General features: G+C 62.7%; 21 protein-coding genes and 1 tRNA gene. 13 read left to right on the top strand and 9 right to left on the bottom strand.

The window, feature by feature from the left end; genetic code table 11:
- Positions 1 to 57 precede the first annotated feature (57 nt).
- Together AC5ZG1_RS07395 and AC5ZG1_RS07390 are read right to left on the bottom strand one after the other, a co-directional pair.
- Entirely contained in the window at positions 58 to 807 is a 750-nt protein-coding gene (locus AC5ZG1_RS07395; RefSeq protein WP_496132438.1) for a maleate cis-trans isomerase family protein, read from the bottom strand.
- A gap of 42 nt (positions 808 to 849) precedes the next feature.
- Positions 850 to 2,154: an MFS transporter gene (locus AC5ZG1_RS07390; RefSeq protein ID WP_496132437.1), complete on the bottom strand. Its 1,305-nt coding sequence runs from the start codon at positions 2,152 to 2,154 to the stop codon at positions 850 to 852.
- 317 nt (positions 2,155 to 2,471) lie between these two features.
- Between AC5ZG1_RS07390 and AC5ZG1_RS07385 the strand changes: the two genes are divergently transcribed.
- Together AC5ZG1_RS07385 and AC5ZG1_RS07380 are read left to right on the top strand one after the other, a co-directional pair.
- On the top strand, positions 2,472 to 3,086 hold the full coding sequence (locus AC5ZG1_RS07385) for an SRPBCC family protein (RefSeq protein WP_496132436.1): 615 nt from the start codon (positions 2,472 to 2,474) through the stop codon (positions 3,084 to 3,086).
- Between the two features lie 32 nt (positions 3,087 to 3,118).
- The gene (locus AC5ZG1_RS07380; RefSeq protein ID WP_496132435.1) at positions 3,119 to 4,009 is read left to right on the top strand and encodes a cyclase family protein; all 891 of its coding nucleotides are present in this window, start codon (positions 3,119 to 3,121) and stop codon (positions 4,007 to 4,009) included.
- Positions 4,010 to 4,067: 58 nt separating this feature from the next.
- Here AC5ZG1_RS07380 and AC5ZG1_RS07375 read toward each other — a convergent pair whose 3' ends face one another.
- Together AC5ZG1_RS07375 and AC5ZG1_RS07370 are read right to left on the bottom strand one after the other, a co-directional pair.
- A complete protein-coding gene (locus AC5ZG1_RS07375) occupies positions 4,068 to 4,727 on the bottom strand; it encodes a CGNR zinc finger domain-containing protein (protein WP_130223098.1) in 660 nt (219 codons plus the stop codon).
- 92 nt (positions 4,728 to 4,819) lie between these two features.
- A complete protein-coding gene (locus AC5ZG1_RS07370; RefSeq protein ID WP_496132434.1) occupies positions 4,820 to 5,377 on the bottom strand; it encodes a sigma factor-like helix-turn-helix DNA-binding protein in 558 nt (185 codons plus the stop codon).
- A 430-nt stretch (positions 5,378 to 5,807) separates the two neighbouring features.
- On the opposite strand from AC5ZG1_RS07370, the gene AC5ZG1_RS07365 reads away from it, so the two are divergent.
- The 4 genes from AC5ZG1_RS07365 (at position 5,808) to AC5ZG1_RS07350 (ending at position 9,505) form a co-directional block, all read left to right on the top strand.
- The gene (locus AC5ZG1_RS07365) at positions 5,808 to 6,812 is read left to right on the top strand and encodes an alpha/beta fold hydrolase (protein ID WP_496132433.1); all 1,005 of its coding nucleotides are present in this window, start codon (positions 5,808 to 5,810) and stop codon (positions 6,810 to 6,812) included.
- A 122-nt stretch (positions 6,813 to 6,934) separates the two neighbouring features.
- A complete protein-coding gene (locus AC5ZG1_RS07360) occupies positions 6,935 to 7,795 on the top strand; it encodes an alpha/beta fold hydrolase (RefSeq protein WP_496132432.1) in 861 nt (286 codons plus the stop codon).
- A gap of 39 nt (positions 7,796 to 7,834) precedes the next feature.
- Complete coding sequence (locus AC5ZG1_RS07355; protein WP_496132431.1) at positions 7,835 to 8,809, top strand: zinc-binding alcohol dehydrogenase family protein; 975 nt, start codon at positions 7,835 to 7,837, stop codon at positions 8,807 to 8,809.
- Positions 8,810 to 9,016: 207 nt separating this feature from the next.
- The gene (locus AC5ZG1_RS07350; protein WP_496132511.1) at positions 9,017 to 9,505 is read left to right on the top strand and encodes a YkgB family protein; all 489 of its coding nucleotides are present in this window, start codon (positions 9,017 to 9,019) and stop codon (positions 9,503 to 9,505) included.
- A gap of 215 nt (positions 9,506 to 9,720) precedes the next feature.
- Here AC5ZG1_RS07350 and AC5ZG1_RS07345 read toward each other — a convergent pair whose 3' ends face one another.
- Complete coding sequence (locus AC5ZG1_RS07345) at positions 9,721 to 10,575, bottom strand: SDR family NAD(P)-dependent oxidoreductase (protein WP_130223092.1); 855 nt, start codon at positions 10,573 to 10,575, stop codon at positions 9,721 to 9,723.
- A gap of 121 nt (positions 10,576 to 10,696) precedes the next feature.
- On the opposite strand from AC5ZG1_RS07345, the gene AC5ZG1_RS07340 reads away from it, so the two are divergent.
- The 3 genes from AC5ZG1_RS07340 (at position 10,697) to AC5ZG1_RS07330 (ending at position 13,573) form a co-directional block, all read left to right on the top strand.
- On the top strand, positions 10,697 to 11,086 hold the full coding sequence (locus AC5ZG1_RS07340) for a response regulator (RefSeq protein ID WP_130223090.1): 390 nt from the start codon (positions 10,697 to 10,699) through the stop codon (positions 11,084 to 11,086).
- Between the two features lie 622 nt (positions 11,087 to 11,708).
- Entirely contained in the window at positions 11,709 to 12,926 is a 1,218-nt protein-coding gene (locus AC5ZG1_RS07335) for a GGDEF domain-containing protein (RefSeq protein ID WP_496132430.1), read from the top strand.
- A gap of 23 nt (positions 12,927 to 12,949) precedes the next feature.
- A complete protein-coding gene (locus AC5ZG1_RS07330) occupies positions 12,950 to 13,573 on the top strand; it encodes a peptidoglycan recognition protein family protein (protein ID WP_496132429.1) in 624 nt (207 codons plus the stop codon).
- Between the two features lie 10 nt (positions 13,574 to 13,583).
- On the opposite strand, the gene AC5ZG1_RS07325 is transcribed toward AC5ZG1_RS07330, so the two are convergent.
- The 4 genes from AC5ZG1_RS07325 to AC5ZG1_RS07310 form a co-directional block, all read right to left on the bottom strand.
- Positions 13,584 to 16,454, bottom strand: coding sequence for an autotransporter outer membrane beta-barrel domain-containing protein (locus AC5ZG1_RS07325; RefSeq protein ID WP_496132428.1), 2,871 nt, complete (start codon positions 16,452 to 16,454; stop codon positions 13,584 to 13,586).
- A 160-nt stretch (positions 16,455 to 16,614) separates the two neighbouring features.
- Positions 16,615 to 17,565 carry a helix-turn-helix domain-containing protein gene (locus AC5ZG1_RS07320; protein ID WP_496132427.1) on the bottom strand — a complete coding sequence of 317 codons (951 nt, stop codon included), beginning with the start codon at positions 17,563 to 17,565 and terminating at the stop codon, positions 16,615 to 16,617.
- A 158-nt stretch (positions 17,566 to 17,723) separates the two neighbouring features.
- Positions 17,724 to 18,620 carry an RNA polymerase sigma factor RpoH gene (rpoH, locus tag AC5ZG1_RS07315; RefSeq protein WP_028161616.1) on the bottom strand — a complete coding sequence of 299 codons (897 nt, stop codon included), beginning with the start codon at positions 18,618 to 18,620 and terminating at the stop codon, positions 17,724 to 17,726.
- Positions 18,621 to 18,813: 193 nt separating this feature from the next.
- The gene (locus AC5ZG1_RS07310) at positions 18,814 to 19,830 is read right to left on the bottom strand and encodes an RluA family pseudouridine synthase (protein WP_496132510.1); all 1,017 of its coding nucleotides are present in this window, start codon (positions 19,828 to 19,830) and stop codon (positions 18,814 to 18,816) included.
- A 117-nt stretch (positions 19,831 to 19,947) separates the two neighbouring features.
- Here AC5ZG1_RS07310 and AC5ZG1_RS07305 point away from each other — a divergent pair, with 117 nt between their 5' ends.
- The 4 genes from AC5ZG1_RS07305 (at position 19,948) to AC5ZG1_RS07290 (ending at position 23,411) form a co-directional block, all read left to right on the top strand.
- Positions 19,948 to 20,283, top strand: a complete 336-nt coding sequence (locus AC5ZG1_RS07305; protein WP_130223081.1) for a hypothetical protein — start codon at positions 19,948 to 19,950, stop codon at positions 20,281 to 20,283.
- Between the two features lie 53 nt (positions 20,284 to 20,336).
- Positions 20,337 to 20,411, top strand: a tRNA-Glu gene (locus AC5ZG1_RS07300).
- A gap of 82 nt (positions 20,412 to 20,493) precedes the next feature.
- Positions 20,494 to 21,888 (top strand): toll/interleukin-1 receptor domain-containing protein, encoded by a 1,395-nt coding sequence (locus AC5ZG1_RS07295; protein WP_496132426.1) that lies wholly within the window; start codon positions 20,494 to 20,496, stop codon positions 21,886 to 21,888.
- Positions 21,885 to 23,411, top strand: a complete 1,527-nt coding sequence (locus AC5ZG1_RS07290; protein ID WP_496132425.1) for an argonaute/piwi family protein — start codon at positions 21,885 to 21,887, stop codon at positions 23,409 to 23,411. The genes AC5ZG1_RS07295 and AC5ZG1_RS07290 overlap by 4 nt, the downstream gene beginning before the upstream one ends.
- Positions 23,412 to 23,413 lie beyond the last annotated feature (2 nt).

The raw sequence follows: 23,413 nt of genomic DNA, 5'->3' as shown, positions 1-23,413 counted from the left end.
GGTTCGTTTTCGTTCCGGTCAAGAATCTCCGCACCTTCGAGTGTCCTGTGAAGCGCGTCAATCAAATTGGCCGTGGCCCTCGATCGGGATTTGAAACAGGCTGCCCCAGCCGCGGATGCGCGACGGATCGACGCCGGTTGCAGCCAGGCACGCCCACAGCGTCACCGCGATCGAATCGAACACCGCGACACCAAGCTTCGCCTCGAGCCGCGCGGCGGCGCCGGCTCCGCGCATATTCGTGCAGACCACCGCGACCGCGTCGCAGCCTTCGCGCGCGACCTCTTCGATCAACCTCGCCACCTCGGTCTCCGGCACTTCCGCGAAGGAAAAATTGTCCTGCAGCGAGAGGTGGCGCTCGGCGGCGCAGTGCAAGCCTTCGGACGCCCAGTTGGCGATGATCCTGTCCTGCACGTCGCGGCGATAGGGCGTCACCAGCCCAATGCGCCCCGCCTTGCGGCGCCGGAGCAGGTCGCGGAAGGCGAGCACGGTGGTGCAGGCCTTGATGCCGGTCGCGGCCGTGATCCGCTCGCATAGTTGCTCGTCGCGCTCGAAGCCGAGCCAGCTCGCCGATGTTCCGTTCCAGGCAATGACGTCCACCTTCGCGTGCGCCAGCAGCTCGGCGGCGCGCAGGATCTCGCTGTCGTCGAACTGGCGGAGCGCGGATTCGGACAGCGCGATCTCGGTCACCTTGAAGCGCGAAAAATGCGCCGAGACGTCAGCGATGCCGGCCAGCATCGCATAGGTGATCGGCTCCAGCGCGGTGTTGGACGAAGGGGTCAGCATGCCGAGCCGGACCGGTCTAGTCATGTTGCAGCCTTATCATACGCGGCCATCCGTTGATCCATACTGCTAGACCGGCAATTTGCGGCTGTAGTCGATCAGCGTCGAGCAGATCAATAGCGCAACGCCGGCCGCGGCGAAGAACATCAGGGCGAGGAAGTAGGAGCCGGTGGTCTGGACGATCAGGCCGACGATCAGCGGCGTCATGATGCCGGCAATGTTGCCGCCGAGATTCATGCAGCCGCCGAGGAAGCCCGATTTGTCGCGGCCGGCAAGCGCGGAGGGGATGGCCCAGTACATCCCGCACCAGCGCAGGAAGAACAGCGTGGAGGACAGCAGCACCACGACCGTCACCGGGTCGCGGACATAGGCCACCAGGAAAATCGACACCGTCGCCATGATGGCGGCAATGCCGAACAAGGTGCGGAACACCAGGTTCGGCGCGCCGCCGCGGCTGCGCCAGGTGTCGCCGATCCAGCCGCCGACCAGTTCGCCGACGAAGCCCGCGAAGAAGATGATGAAGGATGCGCCGCCGAGCGCCTTGATGTCGAAATTGTGCACCTTGAACAGATAGGTCGGCATCCATGTCAGCAAGCCGTAGAAGGTGGTGTTGAAGAACATCCAGCCCAGGCACATGCACCAGACCGAACGGAAACGGAAATAGGCCATCCAGCTTCCGCCGGAGGAGGGCGGCGTGGCGGCGTCTTCCAGCGCGTGCGCCTGCTCGATGTAGCGCGCTTCGGCCTCATTGACCGACGGGTGCTGACGCGGTTCGTTGCGGATGTAGTACCACGCCCACACGCCGCACAGCATCGTGCCGACGCCGGCGATGACAAAGGCGGTGCGCCAGGAATCGAAGATCGCGATCAGCCACGCGATCACGATCGAGCCGAGCGCGGCGCCGAGCGGCGCGCCGCCGTCGAGCAGCGTCGCGCCACGCCCACGCTCGTTCTGCGTCATCCAGATGGCGTTGAGCTTGCCGCCCGCCGGATAGATCGGCGCTTCCGATGCGCCGAGCCCAAGCCGGGTCAGCAGCAGCACCCACCAGTTGGTGGCAACTGCCGCGATCGCCTGGAAGGCGCCCCAGAAGATCGTCGCCAGCGCGATCACGATCCGCGGCTTGTAATGATCGGCGAACAGGCCGCCGGGAACCTGCATGAAGGCGTAGGTCCAGAAGAACGAGCTCAGGATCAGGCCCTGCATCGCCGGATCGATGTCGAACTCCTTGGAGATCAGCGGCATCGCTACCGAGAGCGAGGCGCGATCGATGTAGTTGATCGAGATCAGGAACAGCATCAGCAGGAAGATGTTCCAGCGCACACCGGTCGGTCTGACGGCGCCTGTCGCTCCGATGGCGGACACCTGCTCGCTCATTGCTCCCTCCCATGCCGGCGGACTTTCAGCGAGCGTCTCCATTGACGTTCATTCGTCCCCTACGTCGCCAAGTCTGGTCCAGTCGAAGATGAGCGGCAACAACATTTTGTATGCTGCATGCAATAACTGATATCACATTGATAATAATAATATTTTTAGATGACAAAGATCCGCAATGCTGAAATTTCATCGCGGAGCTGATTACGAATTGGGCGGCCGGCAGGCCCGACCAACGGGATTGTGTATTTCAATTTTGCTCTATAGATTTGAATGCTGTTAAAGATGCATGGCTCTTCTGACAACTTCCAAGGCAAGGCATGGAGATCAAGCAGAACTTCGTCGTATCGCAACCGCTCCCCACAGTGTGGACGTTCTTTCACGACGTTCCGAGCGTCGCCGCGTGCCTGCCTGGAGCAGAATATCTCGGTACGAAGGACGACGGCTCGATCAGTGGAAAGGTCTCCGCCAAGGTGGGCCCATTCCAGGCGAGCTTCGAAGGCGAAGCAAAGGTCAAATACGACGAGGAGGCAAAGAAGGTCGCGTTCGAGGGCAAGGGCGTCGACAGGAAAGGCGCCAGCCGCGGCAAAATGTCGATGTTGTGCACCCTTGTTCCTGAAGGCGACGCCACTCGCGTTGATGTCCTCGCCGACGTCCAGCTCTCCGGAACCATCGCTCAGTTTGGAAGAACCGGGCTCATCACCGAGATCGCCAATCAGCTCGTCCGTGAATTTGTGAGACATGCCGAGACCGAGCTCGGCGCCAGAAACGCCGCCGCGGCGGCCGAAGCCGGCAGTCCTCAGGCGGATTCATTGACGAAGTCGGCCCCGCCATTCGCGCCTGGTTCTGGAGCGATCAAGCCGCTCAACACCACCTCGCTGTTCTTTGCGGCCCTGAAGGGCTGGCTGAACTCGCTCTTCAAGAAGGCTGCGTAAGCCAATCAACTTAAAGCAAAGGAATTCGCGCGATGAAGATCGTCGACTTGTCTCATCTGATGAATGTGCACACGCCCGGCTGGGTCGGATATGCCGGCAACAAGATGTACTACGCGCAGAATCTGCAGACGATCCACATCGTCGCCCAGCGGATCGATTCCGCGCTCCATGTCGGAACCCACATCGACGGTGCGATGCACGGCACGGATGGGATGGGCGACATGGCATCCTATCCGCTGGATTTCCTGGTCGGACCGGGCGCCGTCGTCGATGTGTCCGAGCACATGGAGGATTGGGCCGTCATCACGCCCGAAATGATCGAGAGCGCGCCGGTTGAGGTCAAGGACGGCGACATCCTTATCATTCACACCGGCTGGCACCGCTATTGGGAAGGCAAGCCGCAGCAGGATCTGGTGAAGTATTTCTGCATGCATCCCGGAGGGAAGCAGGAGCTTCTCGATTGGATGCTGAAGAAGAAGATCAAATGGTTCGGGATCGATTGCGGTTCCGGCGACCACGCGATGAACACCACGATCAGGCGCATGCGGCCCGACCTCGCAAAGCAGTTCGAGACCAAGGTCGGAATGAGCTGCGATGAGTTCTTCGGCAAGAACTCGTACACGCACAAGCGTTCGGGGCGAAAAGTCGTGGAAGACTATTTCCCCTTTCACTCGCAGGCATTTCAGGAAGGACTCATTCACGCCGAGAACGTCGGCGGCGACATCGAGTTGATGCTGAACAAGCGCGCCGTCATCGGCGCGTTTCCATGGCGCTATGAGGGGCTCGAAGCCTGCCCTTGCCGGATCGTGTGCTTCCAGGACGTGGAGGAGAACGTCGAGGCCGTCGGTGACGTGGCGAAGGCGATCTTTGGGCCACGCCAGATTCCGTCGGGCATGATGTCGGGTGGGCCGGACGGCCGCTGACCGGCTGCGCGACAAGTGTGGCCGCGGGCCTCGCCATAGCCGGATCCGGCGGACGTATCTACTTTGAACGTCTCGCCTGCTGGGCGCGCTTGCGATGCGCGGCCTGTTTCGCCCGGTTGCCGCACGCCGCCATGCTGCACCACCTGCGCGCGCGGCTTCGGGTTCGGTCAACGAACAACAGCGTGCAGTCCGGCCCCTCGCACGCCTTCACATAGGTGAAGTCTTCGGTGCAGACGAGGTCGGCCAGCGATCGCGCCAGTGGAAGCAGCAGCGAGTCCGGTGATTGCCAACGCCGCTCTCGGCGCCAGACGAGGCCGGAAACCCCGTCATGGCCATGGTGCCGCTTGTTAGGTCGATCGCGCACCACGACCTGGCCGAACTCGTCGTCGCGTGCCAGCATTTGATTGAGCGGTTCGAGTTGGCGCAGGGCATTCTGCCCAATGGGCTTACCCATATGTTTGTAGACAAAGGGTTTGAACCAGTCCCGCAGCGCGCGCGCTTGCGCTGCTATGGCATCCAGCTCGCCGGGAAGCGCGCTCTTGCGAAAAGCGTTCAGCACTTCGTCCGGCACCAATCCGGCCTGTTTCAGCCACGCCAGAAGATCTTCTCCCGACGCCAGCCACTCGACCGTGACATCCACCGGGACCGCAATGGAATTCAAGAAGTCCAGTCCCGGGTTATCGGCGATGAAGATGGGTGGCGGGCGCTTGGTTGTCACAGGAGTCCCAGAGAGACCGGCAACTATCGATAGGCCGGCAAGGCGAAATATAGCCGCTGGTAGCTTGTCTGCAATAACCCGCAGAAAACCATTTAGATGCTGTTCGCATCTCGCGCGCCGCGGTGTTGCTGGGAATGAGCTGGTGTCGTTGCGGCAACGACGTCGCCGGAGACCAGGGCAGCTAATCTCTTCAGGCCTCGATGGATGTTGATCTTGACGAGCGGCGCAGACTGGCCTGTGACGTCGGACGCGCGGACAATGCTGAGGCCGTTGAGCTTCACGAGGCGGATCACGATGGCTTGCGCGGGCTTCAGCCGGCCAAGCAAATCGTCCAGCGTGGCGGCACTTACCACAGTCCCCTCGTGGTCCCCGGTCGATATGTCTTCGTCGAGCGGGAGCGCGGCGAATCGAGACGCGTCACGTATGCGATCGATCCCCTTGTAGCGTGCAATCGCCCTGACCCACGCCCCGAAGGCTCTCGATGGAGCGTAAGTGTGCCGTTTGGCATGGATCGCGAGAAGCGCATCCTGTCTTGCATCATCTGATACAGGATAGGGAAGCCGCCGTGCATAATAACGACGGAGCCAGACGTCTATTTCGCGGAGCAACTGCTCGTAGGCCCGGCTGTCACCATCTTGCGCGGCGACCATCAGGCGACCCCATCGCTCGGAACGGCTATCCCAATTCGTGGACTGCAATGCGTTCTGCGCGGTTCGCGGCGAACGACCTGCGACGTCGGAGGACAGGAGCTTCTCGGCTGACCTCCGGGCGCTCTGGGTCCAGGTACATGCAGCGCAATCGGTTCCTTTATCGTGGATGCTGTCCATTGGAGAGGCTCCTCTCGACGCAAGCAAGAAGGCGCTGGCAAATTTTCCGTCCGCTGTAACCAAACCCGTTTGTCCAACGAAAGATGGTCACGTGAGACCGGTCTGAATGGGTTGGAACAGCCGTATCAAGCAGAAGTGACGTAACCTCCGAGAACGTCACAGACAAGTTACTACGCCTGAGAGCGGGAACTTCATGTGGTCAAGTCGGCGCGGTTGGCATCATCCGTGGCCGTTGTCAGGGAGACTCCAGCAGATGATCGACAATACAGACGTCGCACGTCGCACCGTGCTTCGAGCAATTACCGCAGCTTCCGGCACTGCACTATCGTTCACCCTGGCGCAGCGCGCCGCCGCCCAACCCGTCGACGAGGCCGCATCGACCGCTTCCGATCCGTTTGAGACGGCGGAAATCGATACCGGCGAGAACACCATTTTCATCAGGCGTTACGGTAAGGGATCCCCGCTGCTCATGGTGCACGGGTTTCCGCGAACCAGCCTGATGTGGCGCTACGTAGCGCCGCAACTGGCGAGCAAGCACACGGTGATCTGCGTCGACCTGCGCGGCTATGGCCGCAGCGGCGTGCCCGCGTCCGCCGAGGATCATTACCCCTATTCAAAGCGGGCAATGGGGAACGAACTTGTCACGGTGATGGACAAGCTTGGCTTCTCGAAATTCGATCTCGTCGGACACGACCGTGGTGGCCGCGTTTCCTATCGCCTCACGCTCGATCATCCGGAGCGGGTGCGCCGTCTCGCGGTGTTTGACGTCATCCCGATCTCGGAAGGATGGGCCCGCGCCAATGCAAAGTTCGCCACGACGTACTGGCCCTGGATTCTTCTGTGCCAGAAGGAGCCACTTCCGGAAAAATATCTCCTGGGCGCGCCCGGTGCGGTCTTCGACAATCCGTTTGGCCAAGGCTCCTTTGGTCCCGATGTCAGGGCAGCGTACGTCGAAACCTATCGCGATCCGGCCCGCGTGCACGCAATCTGCGAGGAGTATCGCGCGGCTGCGTCTCTCGATATCGAGCACGACAAGAAGGACAGGGAAGACGCGCGGCGTATCACCTGTCCGATGCTGCATCTCTGGGCTGCCGGCGGACCACTCGATAGTTTCTACGGACAGGATGGCGGCCCATTGGGAATCTGGCGAAGGTGGGCCGACAATGTACAGGGGCAGGCGATGAAAGGCGGCCACTTTTTTCCCGAAGAGAACCCCACGGAGACAACCCAACTCCTTGATGCCTTCCTGTCGGCTTGATGCGTCAAAACGCAGTCACGCGGGATTGAGCCGAACGGACTGGAACGGCTACATCGGATGTAGTAACCGTCTAAAACGTCGTTAGACGGTTACTATGTCTCGACACAAAACAGGAACTCTTCATGACCAAGGTTCATTACCGGAAGGCAGATGTCGACGGCTTCAAGGTATTCTACCGCGAGGCTGGGCCGGCCGATGCGACAGCACTGCTGCTGCTTCACGGATTCCCAAGTTCCGGCCATATGTTTCGCGAATTGATCCCGGCCTTGTCGGATCGCTTTCGCATCATAGCGCCGGACCTGCCCGGCTTCGGCCAATCCGACATGCCGTCTCGCGACAGGTTTTCCTACACATTCGACCGATTGGCCGACGTGATCGAACGCTTCACCGAAGTGATCGGGCTCACCCGTTTCGCGATCTATGTGTTCGATTACGGCGCTCCGACCGGCTTTCGACTGGCTGTTCGCCATCCGGAGCGCATCACGGCAATCATCTCGCAGAACGGCAACGCCTATGAGGAGGGGCTGAGCGAGGGGTGGAATCCGATCCAGTCCTATTGGCGGGATCCTTCGCAGGCCAATCGCAACGCGCTGCGATCCTTCCTCGCCCCTGAGGCAACGATCTGGCAATATACGCGCGGCGTGTCCGATACGACCTCTGTGTCCCCGGACGGCTATTCACTCGACAACTTCTATTTGGCCCGCGCCGGCGCCGACGAGGTTCAGCTCGACCTGTTTGGCGACTACAAGAGCAACGTCGCGCTCTATCCGGCTTTCCAGGAGTACTTCCGCAAGCACAAGCCGCCGTTCCTGGCGGTCTGGGGCAAGAACGATCCGTTCTTTCTGCCGCCAGGCGCGGAGGCATTCAAGCGAGACATTCCGGGCGCGCAAGTCCGTTTCTTCGATACCGGTCACTTTGCACTTGAGACTCACTGCGAAGAAATCGCCGCCGTGATCCGCGATTTTCTTTCGCGCTTGAAGTGAAATGTGCGGCCCGAACAGTCTGTTTCGAAGGGTGGTCCGATGCGCGCAATCGTTCTCGAGAAATTTGGCGGCCTCGACAGCCTGGTGATCAAGGAGATCCCGGAGCCTGAACCGAAGGCGGGATATGTCGTGATCCAGGTGAAGGCGTTCGGCATCAATCACGCCGAATTGCATATGCGCAGGGGCGAGTGGGCAGAGGCTGCTCCGGTCAGCGGCATCGAGTGCGTCGGCCTCGTCAAATCCTGTCCCGGCGGCGAGTTTCCGATCGGCGCGAAAGTCGCCGCGCTGATGGGCGGGCTCGGCCGCACGATCAATGGCAGCTATGCCGAATATACCCGCGCGCCGGTCTCGAATGTCGCGCTGATCGAATCGGATCTGCCCTGGGCCGAACTCGCCACGATTCCCGAAACCTATGCGACCGCATGGACCTGCCTGTTCCGCAATCTCGAGATCGAGAAGGAGCAATTGCTGGTCATTCGCGGCGCGACCTCGTCGTTTGGTCAGGCCGCGCTCAAGATGGCCGTCAATGCCGGAGCCCGTGTGATCGCAACGAGCCGCAGCCGCGATCGCTTCGCCATGCTCGAAAAGCTCGGCGCCGAGCGCTGCGAAATAGAGCGCCGTGATTTGTCGAAGGCCATCCCCGAGGCAAAGAAGATCGATGCGGTGCTCGACCTCGTGGGCAATACCGTCATGCTGGATTCTCTCGCCATGCTTCGGCGTGGCGGCCGTTCTTGTCTCGCCGGCTGGCTCGGCGGCCTTGATCCGATCCCCGACTTCAATCCGCTGCTGCAGATGGCCAGCGGCGTCTATCTGACCTTCTTCGGCAGCTTCGTGTTCGGGACCCCGGGCTTTCCGCTCTCGGACGTGCCACTTCAGCAGATTGCCGCCGACGCCGCCGCGGGTCGGCTCGACGTGAAGCCCGCCCGGATCTTCCGTTTCGAGGAGATCCGCGAGGCGCATCGCGTCATGGAGGCCAACGAGGCCAAAGGAAAATTGGTCGTCGTGCACGCGTGAGCCCGCGCGCCAGGCTGCATTGGCGTTGGCGGTGAGCATCACCTACGACCGCTAACGCGGCCGACCCCATACACATCGTTGTGAACCAGGGAGCTGTAGGTGCCCGTAACGACGGGCGCTGCCCATGCGTACGGGATGTCATGAACTTCAACGCGTCAGTGCAGTCCGTCAAGGAAAGAGGTGATCTACATGAAGATGCCCTTCAACATGAAGACGCCATTCAACGTCGCCGAAAAGGGAGACGGGCCTTACGGCCTGCTGGCTATCCTCCGCTGGGTCATGGTTGTCATCTTCGTGTCGTTCGGCATGCAAAAGTTCACGCCGCAGTCGGCGCAAGGCATTGTTCAGTTCATCAGCAACAGTCCGTTCATTTCGTGGTTATCGGTGCTGGGTATCCGGGGAGAAGCGTATTTCCTCGGCGTCGCCGAGCTGGGTATTGCCGTGCTTCTTGCGGCAGGCGCGTTCAGCCCGATCTTGTCAGCGGTCAGTTCGCTGTTAGGCATGATTACGTTCGCCATCACCTGGTCATTCTTCTTCACGACGCCCGGTGTCGTTAAATGGAGTTGGTCGACCGACCCGATGGCCTGGAACTTGACCGGCGAGTTCATCTTCAAGGACATCGTCCTGCTTTGCGTCTGTGTCGTGTTGTTCCTCGCCTCGTTGCCGCGATCTTTCATCCGATCACGTCGTATGTGAGGGGAGGTCCTTCTTCGCCATCGTTGCAGGGTTCTCACTCTCCGTCATTGCGAGCAAAGCGAAGCAATCCATGCTTCCGCAAGTGGCGAAATGGATTGCTTCGCTCCGCTCGCAATGACGAGAGTCGTAGGATGGGTGGAGCGCAGCGAAACCCATCATTCGCGCGGCTTGCTCCATCGCGATGGGTTTCGCCGCGCTCTACCCATCCTACGGCGCTATCGCGAGGACGTCCCCGCTTGCGCCGTCTCTCTCCCGAGCCGCCGCTGCAGCACTGACCAATAGGTCGCCGGCAGGAAGCGTTGCAGCAGATCCATCAAGCGCGCGTCGCTGCCGATCAGGATGCGCGGCCGGTTGTTCTCGACGCCTTGGATGATGCTGCGCGCGGCGGCAGTCGGTGTCGTCCTGGCAGCCGCATCGAACCATTCGATCGCTTGCGCGCGGCGCGCATTGTCGGATACGCCGGCGCCGGTGCGGGAATTACGGACGATGTTGGTCGTGACGCCGCCCGGATGCACCACCGACAGCCGCACCGGGCTGCGTGCGGCGGCAAGCTCATGCCGCAGGCTTTCGGAGAAGCCGCGCACCGCGAATTTCGAGGCGCAATAGGCGGTCTGGCCGGGCGGTGCGACGATGCCGAAGATCGAGGAGACGTTGACGATATGCGCCTCGCGTTGCCGCGCAAGCTGCGGCAGGAAGGCGCGCGTCGCATGCACTGTGCCCCAGAAATTGATGTTGAACAGCCACTCCATCTGCGCCTGGTCGATTTCGTGGAACTGGCCGAGCAGGGTGACCCCGGCATTGTTGATGAGGATGTTGAGGGACGGATGCGCGCTGGTCGCGGCTTCCGCGAAGCTCGCGATTTGATCGGTTTCGCCGACGTCGACGCGATGCACCGTGATTTTCCTCGCGCCTGTTTTCGCAATCTCGGCGGCCACCGCGGCAAGGCCGGCCTCGTCGCGGTCCGCCAGCGCGAGATCGGCGCCGCGTGCGGCAAGCTCGAGCGCAAGCGCCCGGCCGATGCCGCTGGCGGCCCCCGTCACGGCCACCGCACTTGCCGAGATTGTAGTCATGCGATCAGCTCCCAGAGATGAGGGGAACCATAGCACAGGGTTCCGCAAGTTTTTTGGATCGGAACTGAACAAGTTCGCGCGGCAGGTTTTAACTTGCATTACTTCAAGAACGGAGCCGCCGATGGAACAGGCAAGAACGCCTCGCGCAAGAGCGCTCATCGTCGAAGACGACCCGATGCAGCGGCAGATGATCGGGCTCTTACTGGAAGAGAGTGATTTCGATGTGATCGAATGCGCCAGCGCCGAGGCCGCGGAGGTGGTTTTGCAGCGCGACGGCGAGGAGCTCGATCTGATGATCTCTGATGTCGAGCTCGCTGGCTACAAGGATGGCGTCGAGCTCGCCCATATCGCCAAGCGCTGCAATCCCGCCCTTGGCGTCATCGTCACCTCGGGCAAGCCGCTGAGGCGGAAGTTGCCCGATGGCGCGAAATTCTGGTCGAAGCCCTGGGCGCCGCTGGATGTGATCCGCGAGGCGGAGCGGATGGTGCTGGCGCGGGATGGCGGGCACTAGATGTGATCCCACGCGCTTTGCGGAGCGCCGATCGGTGGGCGCAAAATCAAACAGCGGGCCGCAAGCCCGCCGGTTTGACCAATCCCGGTTTGAGCGCCCGGGCAGGGCGAGCGCGCGCCGCCGCCCGGGCTGAAACAGTTACTTCTTGGCCTTCTTCTTCTTGGTGGCCTTTTTCGCCTTTTTCGCCTTCTTCGCTTTCTTAGCCATAGTATCCTCTCAGGGTTAAATGGATTGAAACGCGACACCGAGGCATGCTTGGCGGAGGGCCAACCTCGCAACATCCTCGGTTGACAAGCTCAACAGATTCGCGGCGTGCTGCCGCGGGCTGTCATCCCGCTGTCATCGCGTTATCCACAACTGTTACGCAGTTTTACGCGATTTTTCGCCGAACCTGCCATGCTCCACCGCGCGCCAGACTCCTTCGGCGTCATCGAACGGCCGAACGGGTAAGGTTAATGCTGCGGAAATTCGATCTTTATTGTTTCAAAACCACAGCACCGAATAGGCGATCAAATTGAGATTCCGTTAAGCCAGACGACGGCATGTTGCCGGTCGCGAGAGAGCCGTCACGAGCGGCCCGTTCACCTGTGGGAAGGGGCAGGATGCACATCCTGGATTTGCGGTGCTGAGCGTTCCGACGCTGTGGACGGTATCCGTCACCAACTTTTTCGCGCTTGGCCTGGTCTGGGTCTACGTCTCGCGCTGCTATCCCAAGTTCGAAGCAGCGCGGTTCTGGACGGCGGCTGCGTTTACCGCAATCGCGGGTGCCGCAGCTTCGATGCTGCGCGGCGTGGTCGACTTCAGCCTGCTGCTGATCGGCTGCAATGCGCTTCTGACCTTCGCCTGCTGGTTCGTGGTCATGGGCGTCCAGCGGTTCTACAACCTGCCGATCTCCTGGCGCATGCCTGTGCTCGGTGTCGGCCTGACCTGCATCGGCCTCGCCTATTTCCAGTTCGTGCAGGACGACATGCCGATGCGGATCGCGATCTATTCCCTCGGACAGATCATCCCGGCGGCGGTGACGTTGCATTTGCTGATCATGCGGCGCGACGACCAGAATCCCGGCGCCCGCCTTGCCGCCATCTGCTGCGCTCTTCTCATTATCGCCTATGGCGTTCGCTCGGTCCTGGCGCTGATGCGGGTCGGGGGCGATCTCTCGATCGTCGATTTCAACGGGATTCAGGCTGCGCTGATCCTGATCGTGATATTCCTGTCGATGGCTTGGAACTTCGGCCTCCTGTTGATGGCGATCGACCGGCTGCGCAACGAAGTCGCCGATCTCGCGCTGCTCGATGACCTCACCGGGGTCGGCAATCGCAGGCATTTCGTGCAGCGGCTGACCGAGGAATGCGCCCGCTCGGTGCGCAGCGGCGAGCCGTTCGCGCTGCTCGTGATCGACCTCGACGGCTTCAAGCGTATCAACGATACCCATGGCCATGCTGCCGGCGACGCCTGCCTGCAGCATTTCGCGCTGATGGCGCAGACCCGGTTGCGCCCCGCCGACATGCTGGCGCGCAGCGGCGGCGACGAGTTCTGCATCGTGCTGCCGTCCTCCACGCTGGCTGAGGGGGCGATGATCGCCCGCCGCGTGCTGGAGGTGTGCCGGGCCGATGCGGCCGAATGCTCGGGCCAGGAGATCCCGATCGCGGTGTCGATCGGGGTTGCGCAATGGACCAGGGAGATCGGCGCCTATCCGGACCGGCTGATCGCCGCCGCCGACCGGGCACTCTATGAAGCCAAGAAGCGTGGCCGCGACGGCTACGCGATTTCTGAGCCGGCTCCGCCGATAGTGCCTGACATCGCCTACATGCCTGACATCGTGCCGCGCAAAACGGCGTGAAGCCGCCTCACGGGGGCCGATGCATGAACCCTCGCCTGCTTGCGGCGGCGCTTTGCACCGCCGCGCTCGTCACGCCGGCCGTCGCGCAGACGCCTGACCTTGCGGCGATCGCGCGATCCTCGGGCACACCCGAAATCCCCGGTCTGAAGATGGTGTGGCTGGCGCCCTGGGGCGACGTCGCAAGATCCCATCGCTGGCGCAACATCATCGTGCACCAGACCGAGGGCCCGGCAGGCTCGGCCCGCGGCGGCGCACAGGCGCAGTCGAAGAAGCCGAGCCGGCGCGGCGTGATGGTGTGGGTCGAGACCGACGGCACGGTCTATTGGGCGGTCGACGAGAAGCTGGTGACGACCCATGGCGACGGCGCCAACCGCAACGACAACAAATATATCGACAACGGCCCGACCTATCGCCAGGTCGTCGCCGGCAATTCGATCGGCGTCGAATTCGCCGGCAACTATCCCGACGTGACGCGTCCGCCTACCGAGGCGCAAGTCGCGGCGTGGCGGATCCTGGTGAAGGTGCTGCGCACTCGCTACAACATCCCGCTCGAACGCGTCTACGCCCATAACTGGATCGACTTCAAGGACGCCCGCTATTGCGAGGGCTGCGCCCTCGCGAACATGGCGCGGGAGTGGGGCGAGTAGGCGAGAGCCTTCAGAACTTCGCACTGAGATTGGCGCGGACGGTCTGATCGATCACGTCGGAACCGAACTGGCCGCCGTAGGAGATACTCAGCACGGCGCCGGGCATCAGGTTGAAATCGAGCCCGACATCGCCGACCGCCGCGTTGCGGGCGATCGGCACGCCGGAGATCGAGAATGCACTGCTGCCGCCGGCGAAGGCGAAGGTTGCGAGCGGAGCGACATCGCCGAAGGCGTGGCGCAAGCCGAGCGAGCCGCGGACCGTGGCCGCAATGGTGCCGAGCATGATGGAACTGGCACCGCGCAGCCCGAGCGTCGTGAAGGTCGCATCATTGTCCGCAGCCGCGCCGGTCAGTGCCGCGGCGCCGCCGATTTCCCTGAAGCCGTTGCTGCGCAGGTTCAGATAGGCGAGGTTGGCAAACGGCTCGAACGACGTCCATCCGGCATTGATGCCGTAGGCGAGTTCGCCGAACACTTGCGTCGTCCCGGCGCCGTAATCGCTCCGCAGCGAGTCGGCGAAGCCGGGGAATAGGACATTCCGCGTGGTCGTCAGGTCGTGCCATGTATAGGCAAGGCCGGAGCGGAAGCTGAGGCGGTCCCAGCCCGTGCCGCCATAGAGCCCGACATGGTAGTCATTGCTCGAGCCGGAGGAGCGGCGTTCGTTGGTATCGAACCGCGTGGCGCCGTAACCGGCGAACCCGCCGACCCGCCAGCTGTCGAAGATGGTGCCATCCGCGCCGACGAGGAAGCCGCCGGTCGAGCGGCCGAACCTTGCGGCGTTGCCGTCACCGTCCCAATGTCCCCAACTGCCGAAACCCTGGCCCCAGATCGCGAAGCGCTCCGTCGTGGGGATGGCGGCGGCATAGCCGCCTTTGCCGTCGAGCACGGCAACCGCTGCATTCGACGCGGCGACGCCGCCGGCCGCAGCCCGCAGCCGGTTGAGCGCCGCCTCGCGCGGGAAGCGGCTGTCGTCGATCAACGCGCCACGGATCGAAGCATGCATCTCGCCGGAAAGCTGGTCGAAGGCAACACGCGCCTGCGGCGCGGAGAGATTGAGAACCGCATTGTAGACGGCGCTGCCGCCGCCAAGCGCCTCGACCCCGCCGGCGGTCGCGACCTGATTTGGCGTCACGCCGACAGAAGGGAAGGCGATCTGATTGCGGATCAGCGTCAGGTAGATGTTGTTCGGATCGTAGGTCAGCGAGGGCGCAAGGAACGCCAGGTTCGAAGTGACTGTATCGAACGCTCCGGTGATACCGCCGGCCGCGGTCAGAATATTGTAGGTCGTCGACGGCGCGTAATTGCCAGAGCCCGCGAGCACCTGCACCTGGCCGCCGGTGATCGTGGCGGTACCGCCGGCGATGATCTTGTCGCTCTGGCCCGCCGCGTTGACCTCCACCTGGTAGATGGAGGTCGGCGCGAAGCTCACATTGCCGGCGACGTTCAGCGTGCCGATCGAATTGCCGGGCGCGACGATGCCGTTGTTCAAAGCAGACAGGCTGCCGACGATACCGCTGCCGCCGAGTATGCCGCCCTTCATGACCTCCACGGACGCTCCGGCCAATGAGCCGTTCACGATAAGCTGTCCGCCGTAGACGTTGACGAAGCCGGAGAAGGTGCTGCTGTCGGCGGTCAGGATCGTGGTGCCCGCTTCAGTCCCGACATAGCCGACGCCGGCGATGACGGGGGCAAAGACGTAGTTCGAACTGGTGTGATTGAAGAGAAGAGCGCCGGTGCCGTGGTCGCCGACTTCGATGGTCGCCACGTTCAACGTGCCAGGCGCGGCTGCGGGATCATGGCCAGGCGTCGCATCTTCGCCGCCGATTGTGATCTTGCCGAAGCTGTTGGACGAACCGCCGACGCGAACGGTGCCGGTGCCATTGGCAACCGTGACTATGCCACCATTGCTGATCGTCAGGATGCCGACGCCTGCGCCGCCCACATTGAGGGTACCGCCGATATTCCAGCCCGCGCCCGAACCGTTGACGTAGGCATTGTTGGTCCCTTGCGGAGAGCCGTTTCCGACCGTGGCGACGCCCGACGTGTTGACGACGCCGCCATCGAGAATATTGAGCGTTCCCTTGCCGGCCACGCCGACCGTCAGGCTGCCGTTGTTGTGCCAGACCGAACCTGCTCCCGTCACCGTGACGATGCCGTTGCTGTTGGCGTTCGAGCCGAGTTCTGCGTTGAAAGTATTGGTCAGCGTCGATCCGTTCTCGATCGTCAGCGAGCCCGTGCCCGCAAATCCCACGGAGAGGAGGCCGGTGGTCCAGCTCGATCCGGAGGTGAAGACGGCCGATCCCGTGCCGGTGCTGTTGGCGCCCAGATAGCCGCTGGCGCTGTTGACGTGGCCGCCGTTCTTGACGAGCAGGGTAGCATTGCCGCGACCGCCGACATTCAGCGTGCCCGTACTGCTCCAACTTGCGCTGTCGACGGTGACCTGCCCGGTTGCGGCGGCGGCTTCAGCGATGGTGGCGCCGACGCTGCTGACGGCGCCGCCATTGCCGATGTTCAGCACGCCGTTGCCATTGGCGCCGATCGACAGGAACGCGCCGTTGGTCCAGTTCGCGCCGGACCCTGATACGGTTACCGTGCCGTTGGAGCCGAGCGAGCCGGCGATGATGCCCTTGTCATTCTGCACGCTGCCGCTCGGGCCGATGTTGAGCGTGCCGTCCCCGTTGGCGCCGACCGTAAGATCGCCGCCGACATTCCACGGCGACGCTTGCGATCCCGGGACCGTAGCGGTGCTGCCGCCTTCGATCACGGCCTGGGCTGAGGCCAGGGTGGAGCAGCTGAGCAAAGCCAGCGTAGTTGCCGCCAACAGAGACAGCGGACGCCGTGCCGTCCAGAGGTTGAGACGGACGCCGCATTTATCAAAAAGCATAATTCCCCCAAAAGCCTGCCGATTCCATCGCCTTGCAATGGGCCGCACCATAGGGAGGCGGGGCATGCGCGGCTTGGGCTGCGCGTCGGAGTTCTTGGCTTGCACGGCACTGTCGCGGCGCGTCACACCGATGTTGCCGATCGGCAACGGTATGTCCGGACTACGGGGTCTTTCCGAGGCCGGCAGCGCGGATATCGGACGGCCTCGCGCCATAGCGGCGGCGGAAGGAATGATTGAAATAAGACAGATCGCCGAAGCCGCAGTCGAAGGCGATCGAGCTGATCGGCGATTCCGCAAAGCGTGCGTCGAGCAGCTTGCGGTGCGCCATCGCCAGGCGTTGCTTCAGCACATAGTCGGTGAACGTCGTGTGCCACTCGCGGAACAGATCGCGCGCTGTTCGCGCGGAGATGCCGTTGCGCTGCGCGACCGCATCGAGCGTCAGGTCGCGCGAGGCGAGATTGCGTTTGATGTCGTCCTGGATTGCGTGCAGTTTCGCGGCGCGCACGCCGCGCCGGCTGGCGATCTGTTGCCCATCGCGGTTCGGACCGAGCAGGATCGCCGCAAGGTCGTGCATGTGGGTGACGATCACATCGCGCAGCTCGGGCAATGCCAGGGCTTCCTCATCATTGAGGATACTGGCGTAGCGCGTCAGCAGCCCGAGGGTGGGATCGTCAGGCGGGATCGAGCGCAGCAAGCCGTCGTCGATATCGACCAGCACGCCCTCCAGGCGTTTTCGCGTGAAGCGGAAGTTCTGGAGCTGCGAGGGGACGTAGCCCAGGAATTCGCCGGCCTCCGAATTGGTGACGAAGGTGGCGTTGCCGCTCGGAAGGTCGACCTCACGGCCGATCTGCCGAAGCGCGCCGTGTCCCTGCACGGCATGGACCAGGACAATGTGGTCATTGTCGATCATCGAGGCCGTATGGCGATTGGTTGTCGGCGACAACCTGCCGTCGGCGATCGAAAATCCATTGACGCCCCTGATCCTGAAGTCGAGCTCGAAGGGAACGCCGGGCAGCGGATCGATCTCGAGCTGCATCAACAGCCGGCCGTAGGTCTCGCGAAATGCTTCGATACTGTCGGGACCGGAGAAGGCAGCGCTCGTCAGCTGCATCGAAATAATATCGGGATCGGTCAAAATTCTTCCTCGCGGCCGCCGCGGAACCCGGCACTGACAGCATAGTGTCGCCGTCCCGTCCACGGGTTCATGGTCGCAAAGAAAAAGCCGGCGTTGCCGCCGGCTTTGACCGAGTGATTTGTCTGGTCGCGCTGTCAGTGCGCGGCTTCGAGCGCCGCTTCCTGCTTGGCGATCGTGCCCTTGACGGCCGATTGCACCTTCTCGAAAGCGCGGACCTCGATCTGCCGCACGCGTTCGCGCGAGACGCCGAATTCGGCGGCGAGGTCTTCCAGCGTCATCGGCTCGTCCGCGAGGCGCCGCGCCTCGAAGATGCGGCGTTCGCGCGGGTTGAGCACGCTGATGGCGCCGGTCAACGCCTGGCGGCGATGATCGAACTCTTCGCTCTCCGCCATCAGGGCTTCCGCGTTCGGCGCGGTGTCGACCAGCCAGTCCTGCCATTCGCCTGCTTCGCCGTCGTCGCGGATCGGCGCGTTGAGCGACGCGTCCCCGCCGAGACGGCGGTTCATGTCGATCACGTCCTGATCCGTCACGCCGAGGCGGCTCGCAATCAGCTTCACCTGGTCGGGGTGGAGATCACCCTCGTCCAGTGCGGAGATCTTGCTCTTCGCCTTGCGCAGGTTGAAGAACAGCTTCTTCTGGTTCGCGGTCGTGCCCATCTTCACGAGCGACCATGAACGCAGGATGTACTCTTGAATCGACGCCTTGATCCACCACATGGCGTAGGTGGCGAGACGGAAGCCCTTCTCGGGCTCGAACCGCTTCACCGCCTGCATCAGGCCGACATTGCCTTCCGACACGACTTCGGATATCGGCAAGCCGTAGCCGCGATAGCCCATGGCGATCTTGGCCACGAGCCTGAGGTGGCTGGTGACGAGTTTATGTGCCGCGTCGCGATCGTCGTGCTCGCGCCAACGTTTGGCGAGCATATATTCCTCCTGCGGCTCCAGCATCGGGAACCGACGGATCTCGGCGAGGTATCTGGAAAGACCGGATTCTCCATTGAGAACCGGCAAGGTAGCTGTACGGGCCATACTTGCGCCCTCCAGTTGGTTCAGGCCCCCGATAGCGGCGGGCCCGGCAGGCGGCCGCTGTGTTAAAGCCGGCCGGCTTGCGATGTTCCGCGTTGGATATTCAACGCAGGTGCAACAATACACCCAATGACCCCCGATAGGGAAGGATTGCTGACGTCACGTCCCCGTGTGGCTGGTATAACCTATTGTCATATCAATTCTTTTTCGGGGGGTGCGTCATAGCGCCACCTCCAAGGGGGCGTTCAAGGCTGCCTTTCAGGAGAAGCAAATCCTCCGGCAGAGGCGCCTCCCAATGCAAAATTTCCCCGGTCCTGGGATGCTCGATGGTAAGAAGGTACGCGTGGAGCGCCTGGCGGCCGAGGGCGGCCAGCGCTGCCTGCGCCTCGGGCCCCAGTTGGCTGGCCTTGGTCTTGAAATGCGGGCCGTAGACCGAATCGCCTAGCAGGGGATGGCCGATATGGGCGAGGTGCACCCGGATCTGATGGGTGCGTCCGGTCTCGAGCCGGCAGGCCAGCAGGGAGGCGACCGGCTTCCCGTCCCGGCCCTGAAACACTTCCCTTTGCTCCCAATGGGTGATCGCCTCGCGACCGCCTTCGCGCACCGCCATCTTCTCGCGCGCATGCGGATGACGGTCGATCGGCGCGTCGATGGTACCGCGCTGGCGGTTCGGCACTCCCCAGATGAAAGCCATATAGCCGCGCTCCATCTCCCCGGTGCGGCCATGGTCGGCAAATTGCGCGGTCAGCGACTGGTGGGCCTGGTCGTTCTTGGCGACCACCATCAAGCCGGTGGTATCCTTGTCCAGCCGGTGGACGATCCCCGGACGCCGCACCCCGCCGATGCCGGAAAGGCTCGCGCCGCAATGGGCGATCAGGGCGTTGACCAGCGTGCCGCTCTCATGACCGGCGGCGGGATGCACCACGAGGCCGGCCGGCTTGTCGATGACGATCAGGTCGTCGTCCTCATAGATGATATCGAGCGCGATATCCTCGCCCTTCGGCTCCGGCGGCACCGCCTCCGGAACCTCGACTATAACCGTATCGCCTGCGGCGACGTGAAAAGCAGGGTCGCGGATGGGAGCGTCCTTCACCGTGACGGAACCGGCGAGGATCAGCGCCTTCAGCCGCGACCGCGACAATTCCGGCAGGCGCGCGGCGAGGACACGGTCGAGCCGGGGCGAGCCCTCATCGCCCTGAACGACGACCGTCAGCCGTTGGCCGCCAGAGGGGACGTCGGGGCAGGGGGCGCCCCGTTCTTCTTCGTTCACGCTTACTTTCTTCGGCAAAACCGGTTTCCACTTCCGCAGATCATGTTTAAAGAGCCGCCCATGACCGACGCAACGATCCCTGAACCGACCCAAGAGCAGGCCGCCCTGATCGCGCGGGTGCGGCGGATGATGCTGATCGCGGGCCTGACCTCGGCGCTGGCAGTGGCCGTGGTCCTCATCGCCGTCGGGTATCGCTTTTACCGCGGGGAGGGAAGCCCTGCCGCCACCACCGACATCACGGCCACCCTGCCGAAGGGCGCCCGCATCGTCTCCACCGGCATCGCCGGCGACCGCCTGGTGGTGACCCTCGATATAGGCGGGGCGACCGAAATCCGCACCTTCGACGCGAAAACGCTGAAACCCGCAGGAAAACTCCGCTTCGTCAGCGAACCCTGAGCCAAGCTCGCTTGCAGTTTTCGGTTTTCGAGGCTATTGCCTGAGACCGCAACGCTCCCTTCGTCTAGCGGTTAGGACGCGGCCCTCTCAAGGCTGAAACAGGGGTTCGATTCCCCTAGGGAGCGCCAGCGACCGATCGTCACGTTGCAGGTCGCTTTTTTCTTATACGAATCTGGCCTGCATTACCCATTCCACGACGGTCCCTCCGGAATGTCCGAGCGTGACGTTATCTTCATCAGCCACGCAACTCCGGAGGACAACGAGTTCGTGCGTTGGCTGGGGACTAGGCTGACGGGGTTCGGTTACAAGGTATGGGCCGACATCTTCGATCTCGCCGGCGGGACGCCGTTCTGGACTAGCATCGAGGACGCGCTCCGGAAAAGGACGCTCAAGGTCGTCTTCGTGGTTTCCAAGGCGAGCTGCGATCCCAACCGCAGCGGCGTCAGGAACGAGATCTCCGTCGCGGATGCGGTCAAGAAGTCGCTCAAGGATGCGGAATTCATCATCCCGGTCCGGATCGACGACATCCCCTTCGCGGACCTGCCGATCCAGATACACCAGCTCAACGCAATCGACTTCACGGCCGGATGGGGCGCTAAACTCGCAGTACTCGTCGAGACGCTGACGAAGGCCAAGGTGCCGCGCGTGGTGACGGACCTTTCCGCCGAGTTCGATCGATGGAGTCAGGCATCCGTGAGGTCCGACGTGGTTGTCGAGCGCGGCGAGGAGCCGTTGCTCACCAGCGTCATTCCCATCGTCCGGCTGCCGGATGAGATTTCCTTCTACGAGTACGACGGCGAGAACAAGAGGTTTGAGCAGGCCATTGAGACCCTGCCGTATCCGCACACTATGCACAATCGCCTGCTGGTGAGCTTTGCCTCTGCCCATGAGATTCAGGCGCAACTGCCGCCGGAACTGTCGGTGTCGTTGCGGGGCGCGGCGCCCTTGAAGGACTTCCTCGAGGGCGCGGTCACCGATCCCGTCGGTCCGCGCCGGGGCGACGCCAACAACTGGGCAGTCCGGATGCTCCGGGAATCATTCGAAGACCATCTCGCGGCGCGTGGGCTTCTCTCCTACGCAGCTTCTTCGGGCACGGTGATGTTCTTTCCCAAGGAGCTGCTTCCGGACGACCGTGTCTACTACGTCAACGCCAAGGGCAAGCGGACCTACAAGCAGGTCGTCGGCTTCAGCAAGGTCCTCAATGCGCACTGGCACCTGGGCATGCGCGCCGTGCTGCGGCTCGGCGAGACGCCGACGGTGCGATTGCGGCCCTATGTCGTCTTCACCCGGGACGGCAGAGAGCCGCTGCGGGATGCCGATGAGATGACGAAATTCCGGCGGCGCTTCTGCAAGAGCTGGTTCAATCACGTCTGGCGCCCGCTTTGGCAGGCCTTCTTCGAGTTCTTCGGCGGCGGGGCCGAAAGCGTGCTGATCGCCCTCGGCGAGCATCGTAGCTGGTCGGTCGCGGGCGACGGATTGAAGCTCGTTGCCGCGATGCGCATGCCGTTCGATCTGGACGTCGTCGACGAGGAAGGCGAGCCGGAGGAGCCGGATGAGACCGATGATCTCGGCGAGGACGACGATACCGAGGACGAGGACGAATGACGGCGGCTTGGCGGGCGATCCACATTGAGGAACCTCGGCTGACATTCGGCCACGATCAGAGTACCGAGCACCCGAAGGATGGTCTTTTCCTATTCGGGCCGGTCGCGTCAGGACAGAATCCCGCGCGCATGGACGTCGGTGTGATCGCCACGCCGGCCGGTCTCGAGAAGTATTCGAAGTGGGTCGCGTCCATCGAAAAATTCATCGACGCGCCGGCGCCGGCGCCCGACCGCAAGCGCAATGAAGCCAACACGTTCGTCTGGCCTGGGTTCGAGGCGGTCTATGGTGCCGCATGGCCCAGCAAGCCGTTCGCATCGTGCCTGATCGATGCTGGCGAGCTCAGTCGCCGGATCCTGGACGCCGACAGGCATCAAGCGATCTATTCGGCGGTCGCGCTCTACGAAGAGGCAATGCGCAAGTATCTCCGCGAGGAGGAAGCGCGCCCGCAGTTGTGGTTCGCGATCGTCCCAAATGAGGTCTACAAATACGGCCGGCCTAAGTCGACAGTCCCCGTGAAGCTCCGCACGCCCGGGACTCGCAAACTCGGTATGAAGGCGGCGCGCTCCATCCTCACCAAGGGATCAATGTTTTCGGAGGAGATGGAGGCTGCGGCGGTCTACGAATATGAACTCAACTTTCACAACCAGCTCAAGGCTAGGCTGATGGACACCGGCCAGGTGGTCCAGGTAGCCAAGGAGGTCACACTCGATCCGCCGACCGAGAAGGCGAAATCGCGGATGCAGGATCCGGCGACCATCGCTTGGAACCTTTCGACGACCAGCTTCTACAAGATCGGCGGGAGACCATGGCGCCTGGCCGAACTGCGTGACGGAGTCTGCTACGTCGGTCTGGTGTTCAAGCGGATCGAGCGACCTAGCGGGCGAGATAACGCCTGCTGTGGCGCGCAGATGTTCCTCGGTTCCGGCGATGGCCTGGTGTTCAGAGGCGCCGTTGGTCCCTGGTATTCAGAGAAGAACGACGCATTCCATCTCGATCAGGATCAAGCGGCGAAGCTTATGGCGATGATCGTCCGGGCCTACAAGGACAATCATGGGGCGGCTCCGGCCGAGCTCTTCATTCACGGCAAGACGAACTTCGCCGCCAACGAATGGACCGGCTTCGCCAGCGCCGTGCCGCAATCGACCAAGCTCGTCGGCGTTCAAATCCGCGACAACGCGGATATCAAAGCCCTCCGCTATGGCGCCAATGCTGCGCTGCGCGGGACCGCCGTCGTGACGTCTGAGACCTCGGGCTATCTTTGGACAAGGGGCTACATTCCGCGCCTGCGCACCTATCCGGGGAGGGAGGTGCCGAATCCGCTGACCGTGGAGATCAGGCGGGGCTCGGCCGACATCGAGCAGGTCATGCGGGACGTGATGTCGCTGACCAAGCTGAACTTCAACGCCGCCGAGTTCTGCGACGGTCTTCCCGTCACCTTGCGCTTCGCAGACCTGGTTGGCGAGATACTCACGGCGGGCCCCATCACGCCGCACACGCCGCTGCCTTTCAAGTTCTACATCTGAGG

The sequence above is a fragment of the Bradyrhizobium sp. Leo78 genome (genome assembly GCF_059512425.1).
This window is presented reverse-complemented; position numbering and strand designations above follow the sequence as displayed.

Excerpts from the sequence above, each read along its gene's own strand:
- AC5ZG1_RS07395 (WP_496132438.1), bottom strand. The coding sequence starts at position 807 with ATGACTAGACCGGTCCGGCTCGGCATGCTGACCCCTTCGTCCAACACC.
- AC5ZG1_RS07390 (WP_496132437.1), bottom strand. The coding sequence starts at position 2,154 with ATGAGCGAGCAGGTGTCCGCCATCGGAGCGACAGGCGCCGTCAGACCG.
- AC5ZG1_RS07385 (WP_496132436.1), top strand. The coding sequence starts at position 2,472 with ATGGAGATCAAGCAGAACTTCGTCGTATCGCAACCGCTCCCCACAGTG.
- AC5ZG1_RS07380 (WP_496132435.1), top strand. The coding sequence starts at position 3,119 with ATGAAGATCGTCGACTTGTCTCATCTGATGAATGTGCACACGCCCGGC.
- AC5ZG1_RS07370 (WP_496132434.1), bottom strand. The coding sequence starts at position 5,377 with ATGGTCGCCGCGCAAGATGGTGACAGCCGGGCCTACGAGCAGTTGCTC.
- AC5ZG1_RS07365 (WP_496132433.1), top strand. The coding sequence starts at position 5,808 with ATGATCGACAATACAGACGTCGCACGTCGCACCGTGCTTCGAGCAATT.
- AC5ZG1_RS07360 (WP_496132432.1), top strand. The coding sequence starts at position 6,935 with ATGACCAAGGTTCATTACCGGAAGGCAGATGTCGACGGCTTCAAGGTA.
- AC5ZG1_RS07355 (WP_496132431.1), top strand. The coding sequence starts at position 7,835 with ATGCGCGCAATCGTTCTCGAGAAATTTGGCGGCCTCGACAGCCTGGTG.
- AC5ZG1_RS07350 (WP_496132511.1), top strand. The coding sequence starts at position 9,017 with ATGAAGACGCCATTCAACGTCGCCGAAAAGGGAGACGGGCCTTACGGC.
- AC5ZG1_RS07345 (WP_130223092.1), bottom strand. The coding sequence starts at position 10,575 with ATGACTACAATCTCGGCAAGTGCGGTGGCCGTGACGGGGGCCGCCAGC.
- AC5ZG1_RS07340 (WP_130223090.1), top strand. The coding sequence starts at position 10,697 with ATGGAACAGGCAAGAACGCCTCGCGCAAGAGCGCTCATCGTCGAAGAC.
- AC5ZG1_RS07330 (WP_496132429.1), top strand. The coding sequence starts at position 12,950 with ATGAACCCTCGCCTGCTTGCGGCGGCGCTTTGCACCGCCGCGCTCGTC.
- AC5ZG1_RS07325 (WP_496132428.1), bottom strand. The coding sequence starts at position 16,454 with ATGCTTTTTGATAAATGCGGCGTCCGTCTCAACCTCTGGACGGCACGG.
- AC5ZG1_RS07320 (WP_496132427.1), bottom strand. The coding sequence starts at position 17,565 with ATGCAGCTGACGAGCGCTGCCTTCTCCGGTCCCGACAGTATCGAAGCA.
- rpoH (WP_028161616.1), bottom strand. The coding sequence starts at position 18,620 with ATGGCCCGTACAGCTACCTTGCCGGTTCTCAATGGAGAATCCGGTCTT.
- AC5ZG1_RS07305 (WP_130223081.1), top strand. The coding sequence starts at position 19,948 with ATGACCGACGCAACGATCCCTGAACCGACCCAAGAGCAGGCCGCCCTG.
- AC5ZG1_RS07295 (WP_496132426.1), top strand. The coding sequence starts at position 20,494 with ATGTCCGAGCGTGACGTTATCTTCATCAGCCACGCAACTCCGGAGGAC.
- AC5ZG1_RS07290 (WP_496132425.1), top strand. The coding sequence starts at position 21,885 with ATGACGGCGGCTTGGCGGGCGATCCACATTGAGGAACCTCGGCTGACA.